We start from the raw sequence: 19827 nt of genomic DNA on the forward strand, positions 1-19827 counted from the left end.
GGGGACCGCTGGTGGTACCGCTAGGTGGTACTGATCATGTCCCTGCCGGGCCGGCGGTGGCAGGGGTGCTCGGGGACGAACCCGGCTTGGTGCCGGGCCGGACCGGCTCACCGCCGATCGGCAGCAGCGGCGCGAGGTCCTCCGCGGCGTCCCGCGCGGCCTGCGCGGCGGCGTCGTCGGGCTGCTCGGCGGCGGCGAACTCGGCCTGCGCGCGCTGCCGGTAGGCGTCGATCTCGCGGGCGCGGGTGGCATCGTCCCAGCCGAGCCGCGGCGCGATGACGTCCGCGATCTCGTCCAGCGCGGCGAGGCCCTTGTCCGCGACCTCGTAGTTGAGCCGGGTGCGGTGCATCAGGACGTCGTCGAGGTGCAGCGCGCCCTCGTGCGTGACGGCGTAGGCGATCTCGGCGCCGATGTACGCGGGGGCCGCGGCGAGCGGCTGCCCGAGCGACGGGTCCTCGTCCACCATCTCGAGCAGCTCGCCGAGCAGGGAGCCGTAGCGGTGCAGGAGGTGGTCCATGCGCCCGCGGTCCCAGCCGTACCGGCTGCCGATGTCGCGCGCCTGGCGCTGCAGGACCTCGAGGCCCTCGGCGCCGACCAGCGGGATCTTGTGCGTGATGGACGGCAGCGTGGTGGCGCGGGAGCCGATCGCGAAGTCGACGGCGTCCTTGGCCATGACGCGGTAGGTGGTGAGCTTGCCGCCCGCGATGACCGTGAGGCCCGGCGTCGGGGAGGCCACGGTGTGCTCGCGGGACACCTTGGCGGAGGAGGTGCCCTCCTTGGTGCCCGGCTGCAGCAGCGGCCGCAGGCCGGCCCAGGTGCCGATGACGTCCTCGCGCGTGATCGGCCGGGACAGCACCGCGTTCGCGTGGTCGATGACGTAGTCGATGTCCTCGCTGGTGGCGACGGGGTGCACCAGGTCCTGCTCGTAGGGGGTGTCGGTCGTGCCGATCACCCAGTAGCGGGACCACGGGATCACGAACAGCACCGACTTCTCGGTCTGCAGGATCAGGCCGACGTTGCCGGCGATGCGGTCGCGCGGGACGACGATGTGGATGCCCTTGGACGCGAGCACGCGCAGGCCGCCCTCGGTGCCGGCGAGCGACTCGGTCTTCTCGGTCCACACGCCGGTGGCGTTGATGACGTGCCGGGCGCGGACGGTCAGGTGCTCGCCCGTCTCCAGGTCGACCAGCTCGGCGCCGGTGACCGCGCCGCCCGACGTGGTCGTGAGGCCGACGACCTGCGTGCGGGAGGCCGCGTGCGCGCCGTACGAGGCGGCGGTGCGGATCAGGGTCGAGACCAGGCGCGCGTCGTCGACGTTGGCGTCCCAGTACTGGATCGCGCCGACGGCGGCGTCGTGCCGCAGGTCGGGGAACTTCCGCTCGAGGCCCTTGCGCGTGACGTGCTGGTGCAGCGGCATGGCGCGCTTGCGGCCGTTGACGCTCGCGAGCGTGTCGTACAGCGCGATGCCGGCGCCGACGTACGCGCGCTCCCACACCCGGTTCTCCAGCGGGTAGAGGAACGGCACGGGCTTGACCAGGTGCGGCGCCAGGTCGCTGATCAGCAGGTCGCGCTCGGTCAGCGCCTCGCGCACCAGGTGGAAGTCGAGCATCTGCAGGTAGCGCAGGCCGCCGTGCACGAGCTTGCTCGACCGGCTGGACGTGCCCGACGCCCAGTCCTGGGCGTCGATGACGGCGGTGGACAGGCCGCGGGTCACCGCGTCCAGCGCGATGCCGGCGCCGGTGACGCCGCCGCCGATGACGAGGACGTCGAGCTCCGGCCCGCCCTCCGTGGTCGCTCGCAGGGCCGCCAGCGCGTCGTCACGCAGGCGAGGGGTCAGTGCTGCGGTCCTCATGTCAGCTCCATCGCGGTCTTGCTCTGGCGGCCGCCGGTGCCCTGGCCGCGGGCGCTCGTGGCCCCGCAGACTGGGACCTCGGTCCTGTCTGTTCGCTATCGTCGTCACGACACGAACAGACGCGCAACCGCAGTGCACGAATGTGCAGGGACCGAGGTCCCGCATCCGACCCGACGAGGAGGTCGCGGACGATGACCGACCGGGAGCAGGACGTGCTGCGCGCCGCGTCCATGTACTACCTGCAGGACGTCAAGATGGAGGTCATCGCCCGGCACCTGCACACGTCCCGCTCGACCGTGTCCCGCCTGCTCAAGCGGGCCCGCGAGACCGGGCTCGTCGAGATCACGCTGCGGCCGTCGAGCACGCGCGCGCCCAGCCTCGGGCGGTCGATCTCCGCCGCGTTCGGCATCGACACCTACGTGGTGCCGGTCCCGGACTCCGGCGAGCCCGCCGACACGCTCGACCAGGTGGCGCGCGCGACCGCCCGCCTGCTCGCCTCCTGGTTCGACTCCGACATGATCCTGGGCGTCGCCTGGGGCACGACGCTCGCCGCGGTGTCGCGCCGGCTGCCGCCCAAGGCCACCCACGGCAGTGTCGTCGTGCAGCTCAACGGCGCGGCCAACACCCGCACCTCCGGCATCGAGTACGCCAGCGACCTGATCGCCTCGTTCGGGAGCGCGTTCGGCGCGACCGTGCACCACTTCCCGGTGCCGGCGTTCTTCGACTACCCCGAGACCAAGCAGGCGATGTGGCGCGAGCGGTCCGTGCGCCGGGTGCTCGACGAGCAGGCGCGCGCCGACATCGCCCTGTTCTCCGTCGGCTCGGTGACCGGCACCGTGCCGAGCCACGTGTACTCCGCCGGCTACCTGGACGAGGACGACGTCGAGCTGCTGCACGAGCAGTCGGTGGTGGGCGACGTCTGCACGGTGTTCCTGCGCGCCGACGGGTCCTGGCAGGACGTGCCGCTCAACGCCCGGGCCACCGGTCCGTCGCCCGAGCAGCTCCGGCGGATCCCGCGGCGGCTGTGCGCGGTCGCCGGGGACAACAAGGCGGTGCCGCTGCTCGCCGCGCTGCGGGCGGGCACGATGACCGACCTCGTGGTCGACGAGCGCACCGCCGCGCGGCTGCTGGAGATCGCGCGGGGCGGGGGGCCGCGGGGCCGGGCCGGGGCCGGCGGCGGTGCCGGGGCCCGCGAAACGTCCCGGTGACGCGCGGCTGCTAGCGTCCGCCCGCATGACGGCCCCCACGCCCGACGCGGCGCGTCCCGCCGCCCGGCCGGGGCGCCCGCGGGCCGGCGACGGGCGCGACACCCGCGGCGACGTGCTCGCCGCGGCGGCGGCCCTGTTCAGCAGCGTCGGCTACACGGCGACCTCGACGTACGCGATCGCCGAGCGGGCGGGCGTGCGGCAGGCGTCGATCTACCACCACTTCCGCGGCAAGGACGTCCTGCTGCGCACCCTGCTGCTCGACACCGTGCGGCCGTCCCTCGACCTGGCCGACGAGCTGCTCGACGCGCCCGGTGACCCCGCCGCCCGGCTGTGGGCGCTGTGCGACGCCGACGCCCGGTGGCTCGCGGACGGCCCGGTGAACATCGGCGGGCTCATGCGCCTGCCCGAGGTCGAGGGCGCCGCGTTCGCCGAGTTCCGCCAGGAGCGGGACCGGCTGCGCGCGCGGTACGACGCCCTGGTCGCGGCCGTGCTCGGGCGGCCGGCGGAGGAGCGGCCCGCCGAGGCGACCCTCGTGTTCGGGCTGGTGGAGTGCGTCATCACGGCGCGGCGCACCGGCGGCGCGGAGGCGGTGCGCGGGCTGGCCCCGCTGGTCGCGGACGCGGCGCTGCGGGCGCTCGGCGTGGACGGCGCGGCGCTGGCGCGCGCACGGGCGGCGGCCGCCGAGCTGGTGCCGGTCGTGCCGGCGGCCGGCTGACGGTCCGCGGAGCGCCGGGCCGCGGCCGGCGGCACGGGCGCGCGGGCGTGGACCGGCGGGCGTCGGTGCAGGTCCGCGTCGTAGGTTGGGCGCGTGACCGACCCCGCCGCGCCCTCGTCGCCCGTCCCCGCAGCCGCCCCGGCCTACCGCGTGCGACCGGCGCGCCCGGCGGACGTCCGCGGGATCCGCGACCTGGTGCAGCCGTACGCCGACGAGCGGATCCTGCTGGCCAAGGAGCTGGTCGGGTACTACGAGGCGATCCAGGAGTTCCAGGTCGCCGAGGCCGAGGACGGCACGCTGATCGGCTGCGGCGCCCTGCACGTCATGTGGCAGGACCTCGCCGAGATCCGCACGCTGGCCGTCGCCCGGCAGTGGCGGGGCCGCGGCGTCGGGCACGCCCTGCTCGAGGGGCTGACCGCGCGGGCGCAGGAGCTCGGGCTGCGCCGGCTGTTCTGCCTGACGTTCGAGGTCGACTTCTTCGAGGCGCACGGCTGGGGCACCATCCCGGGCCCGGCGGTGCCGCCCGAGGTGTATGCCGAGCTGCTGCGGTCGCACGACGACGGCGTGGCCGAGTTCCTCGACCTGGCGCGGGTGAAGCCGAACACGCTCGGCAACACCCGGATGATCGTCGACCTGTAGGCGCGCGCGGCGCCGGCGGGCGTCAGCTCGGCAGCCGGTAGCGCGGTCGCTCGGGGTCCTCGCCCGGGACGCGCTCGACCAGCCCGTCGACGAGCAGGCCCGCCAGGCAGCGCTCCCGCTGCGCGTCGTCCGGCCACACGGCCGCGACGGCCTCCGCGGGTGCCGGCTCCAGGGCCTCGCGCAGCAGCGCCATGATCCGCCCGCGCACCTGGCGGTCGGTGCCCGCCCACGCCTGGGTGCGGCGGCGCGGCGCGTGCGCGTCACCGGGCTTGCCGGCCAGCCGCCACGCGCACCGGTCGGCCACGGGGCAGGCCTCGCACCGCGGCGCCCGGGCGGTGCACACGAGCGCACCGAGCTCCATCGAGGCCGCCGCCCACCGCGCGGCCCCGGCGTCGTCGGCGGGCACGAACGCCTCGGCCAGCCGGCGTTCGCCGACCGTCAGCGCCGGGGCCGGCACCGCCGCGCCCTCCGCGACGCGCGCGACCACGCGGCGCACGTTCGTGTCGAGCACGACCGACCGCCGCCCGAACGCGAACGCCCGCACCGCCGCCGCCGTGTACGCGCCGATGCCGGGCAGCGCGAGCAGCGCCTCCTCGTCGGACGGCACCTCCCCGCCGTGCCGCTCGACGACCGCCCGGGCGCACTCCTGCAGGCGCAGCGCGCGCCGCGGGTAACCGAGCCGGTCCCACGCGCGCAGCACGTCCGCGGGGCTGGCGGCGGCGAGGTCGGCGGGGGTCGGCCAGCGGGCCGTCCACGCGCGCCACGCCGGCTCGACCCGGACGACCGGCGTCTGCTGCAGCATCACCTCGCTGACCAGCACGCCCCACGGCGTGCGGTCGGGGTGGCGCCACGGGAGGTCGCGGGCGTGCGCGCCGAACCACGCGACGACGTCACGGCGCACCCCGTCGGCGAGCGCGGGGTCGACGTCCGGCGCGGCGGCGGGGGAGGGGGTCGGCACGGCGCACATCCTCACCCGCTTGGCGGGCGGGGACCGAATCGCGCACGGGTCGGCGCCGCGCGGGGGCGCACGAGACACCACGACGGTGCACGAGAAGTCGTGCGCCCTCCCGGCGGCGAGTGCACCGTCGGGACTCGTCCCGCGCCCGCCCCGCGTGTCCGGGCGGGGGTCACCGGGCGCACGCCGCCGCCGCGTTAGCGTGAGGAGGGCAAGTCGAGCGGAGGGACCGGGACATGGGCGTGCTGCGGCCGGAGGGCTCGCTGCCCCCGCGGGTGTACTGGATCCGGCGCACGGTCGTCCTGCTGGTGCTCGTGCTCGTCGTGGTGCTGGCGGTGTTCGGGGTCCGCGCGCTGACCGGCGGCGGGGGCGACGACGCGGCGGCGCCGACCGACGGGACCACCGTGGAGCAGCCCACCGCGGAGGAGTCGGAGGCGGGCACGCCGGTGTGCGAGCCCGCCGCCGTCGGGGTGCAGCTCGCCGCGGACGCCACCACCTACCCGGCCGCCGCGCTGCCGACGTTCACCGTCACGATCACGAACACCGGCGACGTCGCCTGCCTGCTCGACGCGGGCGAGGCGCAGCGGCAGGTCCTCGTGACGTCCGGCAGCGACCGGATCTGGGCGAGCACCGACTGCGCGTCCGGCGAGGCGCTGCAGCTGCTGCTCGCCCCGGGGCAGGCGGACGAGCGGCCGGTGCAGTGGGACCGGAACCGCTCGGTCGAGGGCTGCGCGCCCGACCAGCCCGCGGCGCAGCCCGGGACCTACCAGGCGGTGCTCACGCTGGCCGGCACCAGCACGGAGCCGGTGGTGTTCGGGCTGGAGTGAGCCCGCCGGGCGCGACCGCGCCCGTGCCGCGCCCGCCCGCAGGACTCAGACGTACCGCTCGAGGATGCTCGACTCCGCGAGCCGCGACAGGCCCTCGCGCACCGCCCGGGCGCGCTGCTCGCCGACGCCGTCGACCGCCATGAGGTCGTCGATGTTCGCCGCGAGCAGCTTCTGCAGGCCGCTGAAGTGCCCGACCAGCCGGTCGACGATCGCCGCGGGCAGCCGAGGGACCTTGGACAGCAGCCGGTAGCCGCGCGGGCCGGTGGCGGCGTCGAGCATCTCGACCCCGGACGGCAGCCCGAGCTCCCGCGCGATCAGCGCGAGGTCGAGCAGCTCGGTCGAGTCGAGCGCGGCGAGCGACGCGGCGATCGCCTCGCCGTCGCGGCGGGAGGCGTCGAGGTAGTCGCGGATCACCAGCTCGCTGTCCGAGCCGATGCCGCCGGTGAGCTCGTCGAGCTGCAGCGACAGCAGGCGGCCGTCGGTGCCGAGCTCGACGACGTAGCCGGCGATCTCCTCCGAGATGCGGCGCACCATCTCCTGGCGCTGCACGACGACGCAGACGTCCCGGACGGTGACCAGGTCCTCGATCTCGAGCGCGGACAGCGTGCCGCTGACCTCGTCGAGCCGGGCCTTGTAGCGCTCCAGGGTCGCCAGCGCCTGGTTCGCGCGGGACAGGATCGCGTCGGCGTTCTCCAGCACGTGCCGCTGCTCGCCGACGTACAGCGCGATGATCCGCATCGACGCGGACACCGAGATGACCGGGAGCCCCGTCTGCTTCGCGACGCGCTCCGCGGTGCGGTGCCGGGTGCCGGACTCCGACGTCGAGATCGTCGGGTCGGGCAGCAGCTGCACGGCGGCGCGCAGGATCTTGCGGGTGCCCGGGTCCATGACGATCGCGCCGTCCATCTTCGCGAGCTCGCGCAGGCGGGTGGCGGAGAACTCGACGTCGAGCTCGAACCCGCCGGAGCAGATGCTCTCGACCGTGGCGTCGTGCCCCAGGACGATGAGCGCGCCGGTGCGGCCGCGCAGGATCCGCTCCAGGCCGTCGCGCAGCTCGGTGCCGGGGGCGACCGCGGCGAGCGTGTGCCGCAGCAGGTCGTCGGGCGGCGTGGTGGTGGGCACGGCGCGATCCTACGGGGCAGGGGTGACGCGGCGTGCGCGGTGCGCGCGGCGTGGACGTTGCGATGCGGTCACGGCGCGCCCCGGCCGGTCGCGGCGCGCCCCGGCCGGTCGCGGCGGGCGTCGGGGGCGCGGCGGCGCGCGGTCGGGCGTGTGGGTGGCGGCCGTTAGCGTGACGGCCGTGTCGACCACCACCTCCTCCCGGACCGCCCGGCCCGCGTTCCGCTGCACCGAGTGCGGCTGGACGACGTCCAAGTGGGTGGGGCGGTGCGGCGAGTGCCAGACCTGGGGGTCCGTCACCGAGGACACCGGCCCGGGCGGCGCGGCGCCGCGGACCGCCGTGATGGTGCCGCTGCGCGGCGCGGCGCGGCCGATCGCCGAGATCGACGTCGAGGCCGCCCGCGCGCTGCCCACCGGCGTGGGGGAGCTGGACCGCGTGCTCGGCGGCGGGCTGGTGCCGGGCGCGGTCGTGCTGCTGGCCGGCGAGCCGGGGGTCGGCAAGTCGACGCTGCTGCTCGACGTCGCGAGCCGCGCGGCGACCGGCGGGCGCACCGTGCTCTACGTGACGGGCGAGGAGTCCGCGGGCCAGGTGCGGCTGCGCGCGGAGCGGATCGGCGCGCTCGCGGACACGCTGCTGCTCACCGCCGAGACCGACCTCGGCACGATCCTCGGCCACCTCGCGCAGACCGAGCCCGACCTGCTGGTGCTCGACTCGGTGCAGACCGTGGCGTCGTCGGCCGTCGAGGGCTCGCCGGGCGGCGTCGCGCAGGTGCGGGAGGTGGCCGCCGCGCTCATCTCGGCGGCGAAGGAGCGCGCGCTGCCGGTGCTGCTGGTCGGGCACGTGACCAAGGACGGCGCGGTCGCCGGTCCGCGCACCCTGGAGCACCTGGTCGACGTGGTGTGCCAGTTCGAGGGCGACCGGCACTCGAGGCTGCGGCTGCTGCGCGCCACCAAGAACCGGTTCGGCCCCACCGACGAGGTCGGCTGCTTCGACCTCACGGAGACGGGCATCGTCGGGCTCGCCGACCCGTCCGGGCTGTTCGTCTCGCACGAGCGGCACCACGTGCCCGGCACCTGCGTGACCGTCACCCTGGAGGGTCGCCGGCCGCTCGCCACCGAGGTCCAGGCGCTCGTCGCCCCGTCGATGCTGAGCAACCCCCGCCGGACGACCAGCGGAGTGGACGGCAGCCGGCTGGCGATGGTGCTCGCGGTGCTGCAGCGGCGCGCGGGGCTCAAGGTCGGCGACCAGGACGTGTACGTGTCGACGGTCGGCGGGGCCCGGGTCGTCGAGCCGGCGGCGGACCTCGCGCTCGCGCTCGCGACGGTGAGCAGCCGGGAGAACGTGGCGCTGCCGCCGCGGCTGGTCGCGATCGGCGAGGTCGGCCTGGCGGGGGAGATCCGCCCGGTGACCGGGACCGCGCGCCGGCTCGCGGAGGCGGCGCGGCTGGGGTTCACGCACGCGGTGGTGCCGGCCGGGTCGCTGGAGAAGGGGCAGGCGCCCGAGGGGATGCGCGTGGCGCAGGCGGCCGACCTCGGGGAGGCGGTGCGGCTGACCCGGGCGGACACGGCCCGGGTGGCGGCGCGCGGGGAGGGTTGAGCGCACGCCGCTCGCGGGTGGTGGCGACACGCGCCGCTCGCGGGTGGTGAGGCGGTACGCCGCACGGGGGTGGTGAGGCGGTGCGCGGTTCGCGGGTGACCGGCGGCTAGGCTTCCGCGGGACCTTCCGGGACCGGCGCGAGCCCTGCGACCGACCCGGCCAGCAGGCGGCAGGAGTTCTGTGCATGAGTGACACCGACGGTCGACGGGCGCGCGACGACGCGGGCGCACCGCCGGTGGGCCCGGGCCGGTTCCCGGACGGGCGACCCCGCTGGCCCAGCCTGCGCGGCGACGACGCGGGCACGTCCGGCGCGACCCCCGCAGGCGACGCGCGCACGTCCGGCGCGGTGCCCGCGGCGACGGCCGGCTGGCCGACGCCCGCCGGCCGGTCCGGGGCGGCCGCGTCCGCGCCGGCGCCCGCCGGCCCGGTCGGTCCCGACGCGCCGACCCGGCCCGACGCGCCGACCCGGTCCGACGCGCCGACCCGGCCCGCCGAGCCGCCGAGCCGCCGCTCGCTGCGCTACGACGCCGCCGACGACGCCGTCGCGCCCGGCCCCGTCGACCCGGCGGAGCGCACCGCCGCCCTGCAGCGCGCGGACGCCGCCCTGCAGGCGGGGGAGACGCAGGCCCGGACCTCCGCCCTGGCCCGCGCGGACGCCGCCCTGGCCGCCGCGGCCCCGGCGGACGGCGCGGCCGGCCCGGGCGCCGACGCGGCCGGCCCGGGCGCCGACGCCACCGACGACGCCCGGCCCGCCCGCGGCCGGCGCCGGGTGCTGATCGGCGCGATCGCCGCCGCCGTGCTGGTGCTCGGCGGCGCCGGGACCGCGTGGTTCCTCACCCGCGACGACGGCGGCGCCACCGCGGCCGCGCCGCCGGACGTCGTCCTGCCCTCGCCGACCGCCAGCGCGACGCCGGCGGCCCGGCCGGCGACGACCGCGTTCGCGGGCGCCCTGCCGACCACGCTCCTGCAGTACGCGCTCGCGACCTCCGCCGACGACCAGGACTGGCTCGCCCAGAACGCGGTCGAGGCCTACGCCGAGACCTACACCGACGGCGCGGACGGCACCGTGACCGTGCAGGCCGGCCAGTGGGAGACGCCCGAGGAGGCCGCCGCCGTGCTCGCGGCGCTGACCGGGTCGCTGCCGACCGCCGCCGCGGCCGACCCCGCCGCCGCGGCCGACCCCTCCGCCTCCGCGGACCCGTCCGCCGCCGACGGCGCGCCCGCGGTGCTGCTGGAGGGCGAGGTGCTGGTCGGCGACGCGCCGTCGGGCACGGTGACGGTCGTGGACGCGGGCGACGGCACCGGCGTCGCGGTCTGGAGCAACGGCACGACCGTGTTCCGGGTCACCGGCCCCGCAGCCGACATCCGCAACCTGTACGCCGCCTACCCGCTCTGACCCGCCGGGGCCCGCGCCCTGCCCGCGGCAGACCCGCGCGCCCGCTGCCACGAGCGTCCGCCGACCCGGGCGGCGCGGGGCGCCCCGCGCCGAGAGAGCACCCGACACGCCGAGCGAGCATCCACTGGATGCTCTCTCGACGTGTCGCGTACTCGTTCGGCGTCGCGTCGCGGCCCGGCAGGGGGGCCGCGCGGCCCGGCGGCGTCGCGCGCGGCGGAGCCGGCGTCGCGCACGCCCGGGCGCGGGGGCGCGCGGCGTGCGGTAGACCGGACACGTCAGGAACCGCGGCGGCCCCCTGCCGCCGCTCGACCGAGGAGGACCATGGCACGCATCGGCACCACCGACCTGGACGTCCTGCCGCTGAACCTGGGCGGCAACGTGTTCGGCTGGACCGCGGACGAGCGGGCGTCGGCCGCCGTCCTGGACGCGTTCGTCGAGGCCGGCGGGAGCTTCGTCGACACGGCGGACGTCTACTCCGAGTGGGCCGACGGCCACGAGGGCGGCGAGTCGGAGGCGACGATCGGGCGCTGGCTGGCCGCGCGCGGCAACCGCGCGGACGTCGTGATCGCGACGAAGGTCGGCAAGCTGAGCACCCGCCGCGGGACGTCCCGCGCGGTGGTGCGCGAGGCGATCGACGACTCGCTCAAGCGGCTCGGGACCGACTACGTCGACCTGTACTACGCGCACGAGGACGACCAGGACACCCCGCTGGAGGAGACGGTCGCCGCGCTGGGCGAGGTGGTCGCCGAGGGCAAGGCCCGGTACGTCGCCGCGTCGAACTTCTCGCCCGAGCGGCTGGCCGAGGCGCTGCGGATCGCGGACGAGCTCGGCGTCGCCCGGTTCGTCGCCCTGCAGCCGCACTACAACCTGGTGCACCGCACCGCGTACGAGGGGCCGCTGCAGGAGCTCGCGGTGCGCGAGGGGCTGGGCGTGCTGCCGTACTCGTCGCTGGCGAGCGGGTTCCTCACCGGCAAGTACCGCGACGGCGCCGTGGTGGACAGCCCGCGCGCCGGGTCGGCCGGCCGGTACCTGGACGACCGCGGCCGCCGGGTGCTCGCGGTGCTGGACGAGGTGGCCGCCGCGCACGGCACGTCGGTGACCGCCGTCAGCCTCGCGTGGCTGCGGGTGCAGCCGGGCGTGGTCGCGCCGATCGCGAGCGCCCGGTCGGTCGAGCAGCTGCCCGACCTGCTGGCCGGGGCCCGCCTGGAGCTGGCGGACGAGGAGGTCGTCGCGCTCTCGGACGCCTCGGCCTGAGGCGCGCGGGGCGCACCGCGCGGGGCGCCGGCGGCCGGGGTCAGCCCGCCGCCGGTGCCCCGGCGGCCCCGACCGGCAGGGCGTCCGTCGACCCGGCCAGCGGCAGCCGGACCGTGAACGTGGTCGCCCCCGGCGTGCCGTCGACGTCGATCGTGCCGCCGTGCGCCGTGACCACCGCGTGCACGATCGCGAGCCCCAGCCCCGTCGAGCCCGCCGCGCGGTTCCGGGACGCGTCGCCGCGGGCGAACCGCTCGAACAGCCGGGACCGCAGCGGCTCGGGGATGCCCGGGCCGTCGTCGCGGACGCGCAGCACCGCGCGGTCGCCCTCCCGCGCCACGGCGACGACCACCGTCGTGCCGGGCGGCGTGTGCACGCGGGCGTTGGACAGCAGGTTGACCAGGACCTGCCGGAGCCGGTGCTCGTCGCCGACGACGAGCACCGGCGCGCCGTCGTCGTCCTCGTCCCCGGCGGGCGCGTCGTCGTCGGCCGCGTCGCGGAGCGCCGCGAGGTCCAGCCGCCAGGCGTGGTCCGGCCCCGCGACGTGCGCGTCGGCCACCGCGTCGACGGCCAGCGCCGCCAGGTCGACCTCCTCGACGTCCAGGTCCCGCCCCGCGTCGAGCCGCGCCAGCAGCAGCATGTCCTCCACCAGCGACGTCATCCGGCGCGCCTCCGACTCCACGCGGCCCATCGCGCGCACGACGTCGTCGGGCAGGTCGCCCGGCAGCCGCTGCACGAGCTCGGCGTACCCGCGGATCGACGCCAGCGGGGTGCGCAGCTCGTGGCTGGCGTCCGCGACGAACCGGCGCACCTGGGTCTCCGACTCGTGCCGGGCGGTCAGCGCGGACTCGACGTGGCCGAGCACCCGGTTGAGCGCGGAGCCGACCTGCCCCACCTCGGTCGCGGGGTCGGTGTCCTCCTCCGGCACCCGCTCCCGGATGTCGACCGCGCCGCGGGACAGCGGCATCTCGGCCACCCGGGTCGCGGTCGCGGCCACCCGGTCGAGCGGCCGCAGCTCGCGCCGCACCAGCACGGTGGCCAGCGCGGCCGCGACGAGCAGGCCCAGCACCGCCACGACGACCTCCACCACCACGTAGTCGTCGACGGTCGACGTCACGCCGGCGAGCGGGATCGCGGTGACCGAGGTGCTGCCGTCGTCGGACTCGACCGCGACCACGCGGTACGGGCCGAGGTCGGGGAGGTCGACGGTCCGCGGCTCGCCGTCCGGCGTCTGCGCGAGCAGGGCGTCGAGCTGGTCGTCGGTCAGGCCCTGCACCTGGCCGGACTCGTCGAGGTAGCCCGCGACGGGGGTGCCGTCGGCGGTCTCGAACACGCTCACGGTGCCGACGTCCTGGCCCGGCAGGCCGAACGCGGGCGGGACGCTGCCGCCGGGCGGCTGCGCGCGCCCCCGGTCCAGCCGGTCCGGCGCCGCCTCCGCCCGCCGGCTGGCCGCCTGCAGCCGGTCGTCGATCTGCCCCAGCAGCGACGAGCGCAGCGCGAGCGTCGAGACCAGGCCCATGACGGCCGCGACGGTGGCGAGCAGCGCGACGACGACCGCCACCAGCCGGCGGCGGAGGGTCCAGCGCGGGCGCCCCGGGCGGCTGCCGGTCACGCCGCGGGCTTGAGCACGTACCCGACGCCGCGCAGGGTGTGCAGCATCGGCGTCCGCCCCTTGTCGATCTTGCGGCGCAGGTAGGACACGTACAGCTCGACGATGTTCGCCTGGCCGCCGAAGTCGTACTGCCAGACCCGGTCGAGGATCTGCGCCTTGGACAGCACCCGCTTGGGGTTCCGCATGAAGTAGCGCAGCAGTTCGAACTCGGTCGCGGTCAGGCGGATGTCGTCACCCCCGCGGCTCACCTCGTGGGAGTCCTCGTCCATCCGCAGGTCGCCGACGACCAGGACGGCCTCCTCGCGCTCGGAGACCGCGCCGGCCCGGCGCAGCAGGGCGCGCAGCCGGGCGACGACCTCCTCCAGGCTGAACGGCTTGGTGACGTAGTCGTCGCCGCCCGCGGTCAGGCCGGCGATCCGGTCCTCGACGGCGTCCTTCGCGGTGAGGAACAGGACCGGGACGTGCGGGTGGGTCGCCCGGATGCGGCGCAGCACCTCCAGCCCGGACAGGTCCGGGAGCATGACGTCGAGCAGGATGACGTCGGGCTCGAGCGCCTTCGCCTGCCTGATGGCCGCCTGCCCGGTGAGGGCGTGCTCGACCTGCCAGCCCTCGTAGCGCAGGGCGGTGGAGAGCAGCTCGGCCAGGGTGGCCTCGTCGTCGACGACGAGGGCACGCACCGGCTGGCCGTCGGGGCGGGTGAGGGCGTCGCGCTGGAGCGTGGAGGTGGTCATGCCACCGAGCATGGGCGCCGGACCTGAGCCGCCCCTGACGCGTCCCTGTGGTTTCCCTGTGTGCGCTCGGGCGTCGCGGGTCAGTCCCGCTCGATGACCGACAGCACGTTGCCCGACGGGTCGGTGAACCAGGCGATCAGCGGGCCGCCGCCGCGGAACACCCCGTCCTCGTCGGTCTGGGTCGGCGTGCCCTCGTACCGCTCGAACCGCACGCCGCGGCCGCGCAGCTCCGCCACGGCGGCGGGCACGTCGGCGACCTGGAAGTTGAGCACGGTGAACGACGCGGGGGTGTGCGCGTCGCCCTTCGGGTAGAGCAGGACGTCGCGGCCCGCGAGGTGCAGGAACAGCATCCCGTCCTGCTCCTCGGCGTCCAGGCCGAGGACGTCGGCGTAGAAGGCCCGGGCGGCGGGCACGTCCGCCACGGAGTAGCCGCTGAAGGCCTCGCTGAGGTCGAGCACGTCGGACTCCTTCGTCGTCGTGGACCACCGGGTGACCAGCCTGCACCCGGCGCGGCCCCCGCGGGAAGAGGCGGGACGCGCCAGGCCGGCGACCGCGGCGCGCACGCCCCCGGGCGGCCTGGTGGAGGAATCGTGTGCGGCGCCGGTGCACCGCGGCCGCGGCGAGGGCCTCGCCTACCGTGGTGCCATGCCGCGCACGACCCCCGCCCCGCCGACCGCCTCGCGCGGCCTCGACGCCGCGGACCCGGGCGGCGCGCCCGGTCATCCCGCCCCGGTCCGCTGGCGCACGCCCGCCGGGACCGCGCGCCGCGTCCTGGCCGCGCTGCTCGTCGCGCTCGTCGCGGCGGCGGGGGTCTGGGTGACCTGGCGGGTGTTCGTCGGGACCGAGCACGGCCAGGCGGTGGACCAGGCGTCGCTGGACGGCGCGCACATCGGCCAGAACCGGCTCTGGGAGGTCGCCGAGCCGGTCCTCGACGTGGTGTCGGTCGGCTTCATCGCCGGCGCGGTCGTGGCGTGCGCCGTGATCGCGTTCGTCCGCCGCCGGTGGGCCCTGGCGCTGGTCGCGGCGGGCGTGCTCGCGGGCGCGAACGTCACGACGCGCGTCCTGAAGTACTGGGTGCTGGACCGGCCGGAGCTGGGGTACGGCCCGGAGTTCAACACGCTGCCCAGCGGCCACACCACCGCCGCCGCCTCGGTCGCGGCGGCGGTGCTGCTGGTGGTGCCGCCGCGCGCCCGGCCGTGGGCGGCGGTGCTCGGCGGGGCGTACGCCGGGGCGACCGGGGTGAGCACCCTGGTCGGCCAGTGGCACCGCCCGTCGGACGTGGTCGCGGGGCTGCTCGTCGTGCTGCTCTGGGGCGCGCTGGCGTGCGCGGTGCTGGCGCTCGGCGTCGACACCGCGGCGGACCGCCGCCCCCCGACCGCCGCCCTGCGGGCCGTGACCCCGGCGGGCCGGCCGGCGCGGGCCGACGGGCGCGGCACCGCCGTGGCCGCGTGGCTGCTCACGGCGGCGGCGGCGCTGACGGGGGCCGCCGCGCTGGTCGCCCTGCGCCGCACCTGGCTGTCCGACGACCCGGTCGGCAGCACGGCGGCGCTCCTGACGTCGTACGGTGGCGGGGCGCTGGGCATCGTGGCGGTCGCCGCCGCGTCGTCCGCGGCGCTGCTGGTGCTGCGCCGGTCCGCCACCTCGGGGTCGGACCGGGTGGGACCGACGTCGTAGAGTTCCCCCGCACGGGCGGTGGCATGCTGTCGCCGCCCCGCACGCCCGCACCACGGGTCCGCAGTCCGAAGGAAGCAGGAGCGCATGTCCGCAGGTCGCAAGCTGGTCATCGTGGAGTCGCCGGCCAAGGCGCGCACGATCGCCGGGTACCTCGGCGACGGCTTCGACGTCGAGGCGAGCGTCGGTCACATCCGTGACCTGCCGCAGCCCAGCGAGCTGCCCGCGGAGATGAAGAAGGGCCCGTTCGGCAAGTTCGCGGTCGACGTGGACAACGGCTTCGCGCCCTACTACGTCGTCGACTCGGACAAGAAGAAGAAGGTCACGGAGCTCAAGCGCCTGCTCAAGGACGCCGACGAGCTCTACCTCGCCACCGACGAGGACCGCGAGGGCGAGGCCATCGCGTGGCACCTGCTGCAGGAGCTCAAGCCCAAGGTGCCGGTCAAGCGGATGGTGTTCCACGAGATCACCCGCGAGGCGATCACCCGGGCGCTGGAGAACACGCGCGAGCTCGACGACCGCCTCGTCGACGCCCAGGAGACCCGCCGCATCCTCGACCGGCTGTACGGCTACGAGGTCAGCCCGGTGCTGTGGCGCAAGGTCCGCCAGGGCCTGTCCGCCGGCCGCGTGCAGTCCGTGGCGACCCGCCTGGTCGTCGAGCGCGAGCGCGAGCGCATGGCGTTCCGCGCCGCGGACTACTGGGACCTGACCGCGACGTTCGCGGTGGCGGACGACGACGAGCCGTCGTTCGGCGCGCGCCTGGTGCAGCTGGGCGAGCGGCGCGTGGCCGCGGGCCGCGACTTCGGCGACGACGGCGTGCTCAAGGGCTCCGGCGCGAGCCGCCCGGTGCACCTGGACGAGGGCGCCGCGCAGGCGTGGGTCTCGGCGCTGGACGGCGCGGGCTACGCCGTGCGCTCGCTGGAGACGAAGCCGTACACCCGCCGCCCGGCGGCGCCGTTCACGACGTCGACGCTGCAGCAGGAGGCGAGCCGCAAGCTGCGGATGTCCTCCCGGCAGACGATGCGCACCGCGCAGACGCTGTACGAGAACGGCTACATCACCTACATGCGGACCGACTCGCCGACGCTGAGCACGCAGGCGGTCGACGCCGCGCGGCGCCAGGCGGCGGAGCTCTACGGCGCGGACCACGTGCCGGACGCCCCGCGCGTCTACGCGTCCAAGAACAAGGGCGCGCAGGAGGCGCACGAGGCGATCCGCCCCGCCGGCGACGACTTCCGCACCCCGGCGCAGGTGGCGCGCGAGCTGTCCGGCGACCAGTTCCGGCTGTACGAGCTCATCTGGAAGCGGACCGTCGCCTCGCAGATGGCGGACGCGCGCGGCTCGACCGCGTCGGTCCGCATCGCCGCGACCGTCCCCGCCCCGGCGCTGCCGGCCGGCAGCACCGCCGCCGACGGCCCGTCGGCGGGCGCCCCGACCGACGCGCTGTTCGCGGCCTCCGGCACCGTCATCACGTTCCGCGGGTTCCTCGCGGCCTACGAGGAGGGCCGGGACGTCGACCGGTACGCCTCGGACGCCGAGGGCAAGGCCGCCGAGAGCGCCAAGGAGACCCGGCTGCCGCAGATGGCCGAGGGCGACCCCGTCACGGAGTCCGACCTCACGGCCGACGGCCACCGCACGTCCCCGCCGCCGCGCTACACGGAGGCGAGCCTCGTGAAGGCGCTCGAGGAGCGCGGCATCGGCCGCCCGTCGACCTACGCCGCCACGATCTCCGTGATCCAGGACCGCGGCTACGTGACCAGCCGCGGCCAGGCGCTGGTGCCGAGCTGGCTGGCGTTCGCCGTGACACGGCTGCTGGAGGAGAACTTCGACCGGCTCGTCGACTACGACTTCACCGCCTCGATGGAGGAGGACCTCGACGCCATCGCCGCGGGCCAGAAGGACCGCGTCGACTGGCTGACCCGGTTCTACTTCGGGTCCGAGGCGGCCGAGGGGCCGGACGGGGACGGCCTGCGCGAGCTCGTCGCCAACCTCGGCGAGATCGACGCCCGCGAGGTCAACTCGATCGAGATCGGCGACGGCATCACGCTGCGCGTCGGCCGGTACGGCCCGTACATCGAGGAGTCGGGCGGCGAGCCCGGCCCGGACGGCAACCCGCGCCGCGCGTCGGTGCCGGACGACCTGGCGCCGGACGAGCTGACGGCCGAGAAGGCCCGCGAGCTGCTGGAGACCCAGCCCGAGGGCGACCTCGTGCTGGGCACCGACCCGGCCACCGGCACGACGATCGTCGCGAAGAACGGCCGGTACGGCCCGTACGTCACGGAGCTGCTGCCGGAGCCCGAGCTCGACCCGGGCCTCTCGGCGGCGGCGAGGAAGCGCGCGCTCGCGGCGGCGCCCAAGCCGCGCACCGGATCGCTGCTGAAGTCGCAGCAGCTGCAGACGATCACGCTCGACGAGGCGCTGCAGCTGCTCAGCCTGCCGCGCGTGGTGGGCACGGACCCCGAGTCGGGCGCCGAGATCACCGCGCAGAACGGCCGCTACGGCCCGTACCTCAAGAAGGGCACGGACTCGCGCACGCTGCCGTCGGAGGAGGCGATCTTCACCACGACGCTGGAGGAGGCGCTGGCGATCTACGCGCAGCCGAAGCGGGGCCGCGGGGCGACCGCGACGCCGCCGCTGCGCGAGCTCGGCGAGGACCCGACCTCGGGCAAGCCGATCGTCGTCAAGGACGGCCGGTTCGGCGCGTACGTGACCGACGGCGAGACCAACCGCACGCTGCCGCGCGACACGACGCCCGAGTCGATCACCCGGGAGCAGGCGGTCGAGCTGCTGGCCGAGAAGCGCGCGTCCGCGCCGAAGAAGAAGCCGGCCGCCCGCAAGGCAGCGGCGCCGCGGAAGAAGGCGGCCGCCAAGAAGTAGGGGTCCTCAGACCTCGAGCACGACCCAGCCGGGCCCCGGGACGTCCACGGACGGACCGGGGCCCGGCCCGTCCACGGGGCCGGCGGGCGCCGCGACGACCGCGCCGGTCGGCACGTCCAGCCGCCACGGGGCCTCGTCCACGGTGAGCGCGACCAGCAGGGCGGCGCCCGAGCCGTCGGACGCGCGCGCCTCGTACGCCAGCCGGGTGTTCGTCACCTCGACCACCCGGGTGCGCGCGGTGTGCAGCCACGGGTGCCGGCGGCGCAGCCCCAGCAGCGCGGCGTGCCGGTCGTGCGCGGCCCACCCGTCCGGCGCGACGTCGCGGCCCGGCAGGTCGTCCGGCGCCGGCGGGTAGGGCGGCCGGACCGCGTCGTCGCCGCCCGCGCGGTCCTCCTTGACCCCGCGGTACGCCTGCTCGTCGCCGTAGTACACCGCCGGGGTGCCGCCGACCGTCGCGAGCACCACCAGCGCCAGCTCCGCAAGCGCCGCGTCGCCGACCCGGCTGGTGATCCGGGTGACGTCGTGGTTCCCGACGAATGTGTACGGCACGAAGTGCTCGAGGAACCCGTCGTGCCGGCCGAGGGTCCACACCAGCTCGTGGAAGTTGCGCTCGGCGATCGAGGACCAGGTCGCCTTCCACAGCTCGTACTGGGTGACCGCGTCCAGGCCCGACGCCGCGACGAACGCCGGGTAGTCGCCGTGGATGACCTCGCCCATCAGGTAGGCGTCCGGGTGCGCCGCCCGGACGCGCTCGGCCACCCGCGCCCAGAACGCCGTCGGGACGGCGTACGCCGCGTCGAGCCGCCAGCCGTCCGCACCCGCGTCCAGCCAGTGCGTCATGACGTCGGCGACCAGGTCGACCACCCGCTCGGAGCCGTGGTCCAGCGTCACCAGCGAGCGGTGGCCCTCGAAGCAGTCCCAGTCCGGGCCGTCGTCGTCGAACCGGATCCGGAACAGCTCCGCCTCGGGGGAGCCCGGCCCGCCCGCCAGCGCGGCGCGGAACAGCGGGTGGTCCTCGCCCACGTGGTTGAACACCCCGTCGAGCAGCACCCGCACGCCGCGCTCGTGCGCGGCCGCGAGCAGCCGGTCCAGGTCGGCGCGGTCGCCGAGCCGGGGGTCGACGCGGTAGTGGTCCACGGTGTCGTAGCCGTGCGTGGCGGACGCGAACACCGGGCCGAGCGCCAGGCCGTTCAGCCCGAGGTCGACCAGGTAGTCCAGCCACCGCTCCACGTGCGCCAGCCGGTGCACCACGGGGGCGCCGGGGTCGAGGGCCGCGCGCTCGGCGCCGGTGAAGCCCAGCGGGTACACGTGCCACCACATCGCGTGCTCCACCCACGGCGGGGCCATCGGCGTCCTCCCTCGTCAGCGGCCCCGCGG

At 76.5% G+C, this 19827-nt stretch carries 16 protein-coding genes; 9 read left to right on the forward strand and 7 right to left on the reverse strand.

The window, feature by feature from the left end; genetic code table 11:
* Window positions 1-34 precede the first annotated feature (34 nt).
* On the reverse strand, window positions 35-1852 hold the full coding sequence (locus Cpa01nite_RS14455; protein ID WP_203669453.1) for a glycerol-3-phosphate dehydrogenase/oxidase: 1818 nt from the start codon (window positions 1850-1852) through the stop codon (window positions 35-37).
* Window positions 1853-2043: 191 nt separating this feature from the next.
* On the opposite strand from Cpa01nite_RS14455, the gene Cpa01nite_RS14460 reads away from it, so the two are divergent.
* The 3 genes from Cpa01nite_RS14460 (at window position 2044) to Cpa01nite_RS14470 (ending at window position 4414) form a co-directional block, all read left to right on the forward strand.
* Window positions 2044-3060, forward strand: coding sequence for a sugar-binding transcriptional regulator (locus tag Cpa01nite_RS14460; RefSeq protein ID WP_203669454.1), 1017 nt, complete (start codon window positions 2044-2046; stop codon window positions 3058-3060).
* A 25-nt stretch (window positions 3061-3085) separates the two neighbouring features.
* A complete protein-coding gene (locus tag Cpa01nite_RS14465; protein ID WP_203669455.1) occupies window positions 3086-3775 on the forward strand; it encodes a TetR/AcrR family transcriptional regulator in 690 nt (229 codons plus the stop codon).
* Window positions 3776-3868: 93 nt separating this feature from the next.
* Window positions 3869-4414 (forward strand): amino-acid N-acetyltransferase, encoded by a 546-nt coding sequence (locus Cpa01nite_RS14470; RefSeq protein WP_203669456.1) that lies wholly within the window; start codon window positions 3869-3871, stop codon window positions 4412-4414.
* 22 nt (window positions 4415-4436) lie between these two features.
* Here the strand turns inward: Cpa01nite_RS14470 and Cpa01nite_RS14475 are convergent, their stop codons facing one another.
* Window positions 4437-5381 (reverse strand): iron-sulfur binding domain-containing protein, encoded by a 945-nt coding sequence (locus Cpa01nite_RS14475; protein ID WP_203669457.1) that lies wholly within the window; start codon window positions 5379-5381, stop codon window positions 4437-4439.
* A 224-nt stretch (window positions 5382-5605) separates the two neighbouring features.
* Here Cpa01nite_RS14475 and Cpa01nite_RS14480 point away from each other — a divergent pair, with 224 nt between their 5' ends.
* A complete protein-coding gene (locus Cpa01nite_RS14480; RefSeq protein ID WP_203669458.1) occupies window positions 5606-6196 on the forward strand; it encodes a hypothetical protein in 591 nt (196 codons plus the stop codon).
* Window positions 6197-6241: 45 nt separating this feature from the next.
* Here Cpa01nite_RS14480 and disA read toward each other — a convergent pair whose 3' ends face one another.
* Entirely contained in the window at window positions 6242-7318 is a 1077-nt protein-coding gene (gene disA / locus Cpa01nite_RS14485) for a DNA integrity scanning diadenylate cyclase DisA (RefSeq protein WP_203669459.1), read from the reverse strand.
* A gap of 178 nt (window positions 7319-7496) precedes the next feature.
* Between disA and radA the strand changes: the two genes are divergently transcribed.
* The 3 genes from radA (at window position 7497) to Cpa01nite_RS14500 (ending at window position 11562) form a co-directional block, all read left to right on the forward strand.
* Window positions 7497-8912, forward strand: a complete 1416-nt coding sequence (gene radA / locus Cpa01nite_RS14490) for a DNA repair protein RadA (protein ID WP_239068806.1) — start codon at window positions 7497-7499, stop codon at window positions 8910-8912.
* Window positions 8913-9096: 184 nt separating this feature from the next.
* Window positions 9097-10308 carry a hypothetical protein gene (locus Cpa01nite_RS14495; RefSeq protein ID WP_203669461.1) on the forward strand — a complete coding sequence of 404 codons (1212 nt, stop codon included), beginning with the start codon at window positions 9097-9099 and terminating at the stop codon, window positions 10306-10308.
* A gap of 321 nt (window positions 10309-10629) precedes the next feature.
* Complete coding sequence (locus Cpa01nite_RS14500; RefSeq protein ID WP_203669462.1) at window positions 10630-11562, forward strand: aldo/keto reductase; 933 nt, start codon at window positions 10630-10632, stop codon at window positions 11560-11562.
* Between the two features lie 40 nt (window positions 11563-11602).
* Here Cpa01nite_RS14500 and Cpa01nite_RS14505 read toward each other — a convergent pair whose 3' ends face one another.
* From Cpa01nite_RS14505 to Cpa01nite_RS14515, 3 genes are all read right to left on the reverse strand, one after another.
* Window positions 11603-13171, reverse strand: coding sequence for a sensor histidine kinase (locus Cpa01nite_RS14505; RefSeq protein ID WP_203669463.1), 1569 nt, complete (start codon window positions 13169-13171; stop codon window positions 11603-11605).
* A complete protein-coding gene (locus Cpa01nite_RS14510) occupies window positions 13168-13902 on the reverse strand; it encodes a response regulator transcription factor (RefSeq protein WP_203669464.1) in 735 nt (244 codons plus the stop codon). The genes Cpa01nite_RS14505 and Cpa01nite_RS14510 overlap by 4 nt, the downstream gene beginning before the upstream one ends.
* 80 nt (window positions 13903-13982) lie before the next feature.
* Entirely contained in the window at window positions 13983-14360 is a 378-nt protein-coding gene (locus Cpa01nite_RS14515; RefSeq protein ID WP_203669465.1) for a VOC family protein, read from the reverse strand.
* A 187-nt stretch (window positions 14361-14547) separates the two neighbouring features.
* On the opposite strand from Cpa01nite_RS14515, the gene Cpa01nite_RS14520 reads away from it, so the two are divergent.
* Together Cpa01nite_RS14520 and topA are read left to right on the forward strand one after the other, a co-directional pair.
* On the forward strand, window positions 14548-15576 hold the full coding sequence (locus tag Cpa01nite_RS14520) for a phosphatase PAP2 family protein (protein ID WP_203669466.1): 1029 nt from the start codon (window positions 14548-14550) through the stop codon (window positions 15574-15576).
* Between the two features lie 84 nt (window positions 15577-15660).
* Window positions 15661-18450, forward strand: coding sequence for a type I DNA topoisomerase (gene topA, locus Cpa01nite_RS14525; protein ID WP_203669467.1), 2790 nt, complete (start codon window positions 15661-15663; stop codon window positions 18448-18450).
* Window positions 18451-18456: 6 nt separating this feature from the next.
* Here topA and Cpa01nite_RS14530 read toward each other — a convergent pair whose 3' ends face one another.
* On the reverse strand, window positions 18457-19797 hold the full coding sequence (locus tag Cpa01nite_RS14530) for an alpha-amylase family protein (RefSeq protein ID WP_203669468.1): 1341 nt from the start codon (window positions 19795-19797) through the stop codon (window positions 18457-18459).
* Between the last annotated feature and the right edge of the window lie 30 nt (window positions 19798-19827).

Origin of the sequence: Cellulomonas pakistanensis (assembly GCF_016862755.1) — a bacterium.
Taxonomy (GTDB): domain Bacteria; phylum Actinomycetota; class Actinomycetes; order Actinomycetales; family Cellulomonadaceae; genus Cellulomonas; species Cellulomonas pakistanensis.